This is a genomic window from Ketobacter sp. MCCC 1A13808 (assembly GCF_009746715.1).
Classification (GTDB): Bacteria; Pseudomonadota; Gammaproteobacteria; order Pseudomonadales; family Ketobacteraceae; genus Ketobacter.
This window is the reverse complement of record NZ_VRKW01000062.1, coordinates 1-1,310: the sequence shown is the minus strand read 5'-3', so window position 1 is coordinate 1,310 and position 1,310 is coordinate 1. Positions and strand designations below refer to the sequence as shown.

The window sequence follows — 1,310 nt, the reverse complement described above, 5'->3', positions numbered from 1 at the left end:
TCGAGACTGTAAACAAAACCGTGTAACTGCTTTTGTTTAAATATAGTTCTGCAAACGCTCAGGAAACTCAATAATAAATCGATTCAGGGCAGCTTTCCAATTTCGAATCGGCATGGTCCATTTTTTGGAAGCGTCTTGAATTGCGAGATAGACCACTTTCCGAGCTGCATCATCTGTTGGGAATAACTTCCGCTTTTTGATGACTTTTCGAATGACGCTGTTCAGCGATTCAATGGCGTTGGTAGTGTAAATGGCTTTGCGAATATCCTCAGGATAACTGAAAAGGGTTCTTATGTGTTCCCAGTGTGCTCGCCAGGATTTGCTGATTTGTGGGTATTTCTCATCCCAGTGCTCTGCGAATTGTTCCAGCGCCAATAAAGCCTGTTCCTCTGTAATGGACTTGTAGATTAGCTTTAAATCCATGGTAACCGCCCGGTAGTCTTTCCAGGGTACGTATTTCAGGGAATTGCGAACCATGTGCACGATGCACAGTTGGATTTGGGTTTGTGGGTAAACGGCATTGATGGCTTCTGGAAAACCTTTCAGCCCATCCACGCAGGCAATAAGGATGTCGTTGACACCGCGATTTTGCAGTTCTGTCAGCACGTTAAGCCAGAATTTTGAGCCTTCATTTTCGGATAGCCACAAGCCCAGTAATTCCTTCTGGCCTTCCATATTCACACCCAGGGCCAGGTAGATGGCTTTGTTGATAACCTGGCGATCCTGACGGATTTTAACGACAATGCAATCCAGGTAAACAATGGCGTAAACCGGCTCCAATGGACGGGATTGCCACTCGGTAACTCGGTCAATCACAGCATCGGTGACTTTGGATATCAGGGTTGGTGAAACTTCTGCGCCATACAGCTCCTGGAAAGCCTCGACGATCTCCCGTGTGCTCAGGCCCTTCGAATAGAGGCTGAGAATCTTGTCATCCATAGACGTGAAGCGGGTCTGGCGTTTCTTGACTAGACGAGGCTCAAAACTGCCTTCGCGATCACGAGGAGTTAGCAGCTCAAATTCACCGTCTTCGGTTTTGACAGTCTTGCTGCTGAAGCCATTGCGGCTATTACCCTTGTTCGCTTTGATGTGCTTTTCGTATCCCAGATGCTCATCCAGCTCCACATTGAGAGCGGCTTCCACTGCGATCTTGGTGAGAATCTGGCGGTATTCGTTGAGATCCTGCTCAGTCTTGATGCCTTTGGCGGCTTCCTTGGCTATGGCTTCCAGTTGTTTCTTGTCCATGGGCTGCTTATCCTTTACCTTAGTTGGCTAATGATAAGCAGTTACACGGTTATTTTTACAGTCTC

The 1,310-nt window shown here is 47.3% G+C and carries 1 protein-coding gene; it reads right to left on the bottom strand.

The window, feature by feature from the left end; genetic code table 11:
- Positions 1-36: 36 nt before the first annotated feature.
- The gene (locus tag FT643_RS23015; RefSeq protein WP_156873738.1) at positions 37-1,245 is read right to left on the bottom strand and encodes an IS256 family transposase; all 1,209 of its coding nucleotides are present in this window, start codon (positions 1,243-1,245) and stop codon (positions 37-39) included.
- Positions 1,246-1,310 lie beyond the last annotated feature (65 nt).

Coding starts and splice junctions, on each gene's coding strand:
- FT643_RS23015 (WP_156873738.1), bottom strand. CDS start 1,245: ATGGACAAGAAACAACTGGAAGCCATAGCCAAGGAAGCCGCCAAAGGC.